Origin of the sequence: Bariatricus sp. HCP28S3_F11 (assembly GCF_052065395.1) — a bacterium.
GTDB lineage: Bacteria > Bacillota > Clostridia > Lachnospirales > Lachnospiraceae > Allocoprococcus.
Genome location: NZ_JBQHUC010000090.1, coordinates 1 through 1,885, shown reverse-complemented (window position 1 = coordinate 1,885; position 1,885 = coordinate 1). Strand labels below are relative to the sequence as shown.

Sequence of the window (1,885 nt, the reverse complement as noted above, 5' to 3'; positions counted from 1 at the left end):
GGTACTGTAAAGTTTTACAGTCCTATTTTTCTTTAAAACCTTATATTTTCAAGGATTTCATCACTTTTTACGAATAAAAAAGCAATGACCCCCCTTTTTCATGTATAATGTAAGTGACCAAACTCAACAAAATACGAAAGGTAAATCATTGCTTATGGATAACATTATACTCTATTTACTTACTATCATTCAAGAACAACATCAGCAAATCTGCTGGCTTATTCTCTTTATCTGCAGATATATCCCTTTGAAACAATGGGCCCATGACGAACTCCACAGCCCCAAATATCAGAAGTTCCTCACTGATAAGCTTCCCATCATCAAACCCTTCGTCAAACAGGACTGGCTGCTCTGGAACGAGTATTACCGCCTGCGTTATGGCAAAGCCGTCAAACCGGTCAAAACCCAAAAAGGCAAGACTCGCACCGTTCCTGAAGATACCGTATGTCCTCTCTGTGGTGCACCACATGAGTACATCTACGATAATACAGGCGGCCGCGGTCAGTTCAAATGCAAGATCTGTGGCCAGACCTTTGTCAACGGCGAAAAAGTAACTGCCCCACTGAAGCTCCAGTGTCCCTACTGCGGCCATGCCCTGCAGCCTGTCAAAGACCGTAAGCACTTCCGTGTCCACAAATGCGTCAATGACAACTGCTCCTATTACAAACGGAATCTGAAAAAACTTCCGAAAGATCTTCCTAAGTCAGAATACTGGAAATACAAGCTGCGGTATCTCTACCGGGAGTTCTCTGTAAACTTCTTCGACATGGACCTCAGCCAGCTTCCCAAATGGGCAACCTCTTTCAAGTATAAGAAGAACAATGCCTATATCATGGGGCTGTGCCTTACCTATCGGGTAAACCTCAAACTCTCCCTGCGCCAGACCGTCCAGGCTTTGAAGGATATCCACGGTATCGATATCTCCCACACCATGGTCAACAACTATGCCAAAACGGCCGCTGTGATCATCAAACCTTTTGTAGACTCTTATGACTACAATCCTTCCAACGAACTGGCTGCTGATGAAACATACATTAAGATTAGCGGTGTAAAAGCCTATGTCTGGCTCATCATGGACAAGGTTTCACGATCCATCCTCGGATATCAGGTCTCAACCTCCAGGGATGTAGGTCCCTGTATCCTTACCATGCGCATGGCATTTGATAAGTTTAAGGAGTTCCCTGGCAAAGCCTTGAAATTCATCGCAGATGGTTACAGTGCCTATCCACTTGCTGCCCAACAGTTTAAGATTGAAAAAGATTGGGAAGTCTTCGTCACTCAGGTCATCGGTCTTACAAATGATGATGAAGTATCAAAAGAATTCCGCCCGTTCAAGCAGCTCATCGAGCGTCTGAACCGTACTTTCAAGGAATCCTACCGCATTACCTGCGGCTATGGTACAGAGGATGGTGCTGTCCACAGCGTCTCTCTTTGGGTTGCTTATTATAACTTCCTGCGTCCCCATGAGATATCCGGCGGCAAAGAACCCCTCAACAAAGTAGAACTGCTGGAAGGTGCCGGAAACATGCCCGGTAAATGGCAGCTTCTCATCTATCTTGGTCAGCAGGCAATCCTGAAGCAACAAAGCGAATCTACTATCTGTTCTTAGATTCCGAGCCGGAGGTAAAATATCCAGCCACCAGAACCACAGGTTCTGGCTCTGCCCTTGATGGCACACCAAAACAATGCTACAATGCTGTGGATCAGACGGAGAAACCTATCTGTTCTTGAGTTCTTCGCCGTCGGTAAGACGTTCAGAGCATTGTTTTGGTGTGCCGTCAAGGGTGGCGTACGCTGCCGAAAACTAACATATCTGCAATTTTCAAGGTTCCCATGGAGCCTTTTTTTTCAGCTCCATTTTTTCATAGGCTACTTTACACTACCT

The 1,885-nt window shown here is 45.6% G+C and carries 1 protein-coding gene; it reads left to right on the top strand.

Annotation, left to right across the window (positions count from 1 at the left end; all coding sequences use genetic code 11):
* The first annotated feature begins 154 nt into the window (after nt 1-154).
* Complete coding sequence (locus ACTNBR_RS16315) at nt 155-1,609, top strand: IS6 family transposase (RefSeq protein WP_441019241.1); 1,455 nt, start codon at nt 155-157, stop codon at nt 1,607-1,609.
* The last annotated feature ends 276 nt before the right edge of the window (nt 1,610-1,885 follow it).

Coding starts and splice junctions, on each gene's coding strand:
- ACTNBR_RS16315 (WP_441019241.1), top strand. CDS start 155: ATGGATAACATTATACTCTATTTACTTACTATCATTCAAGAACAACAT.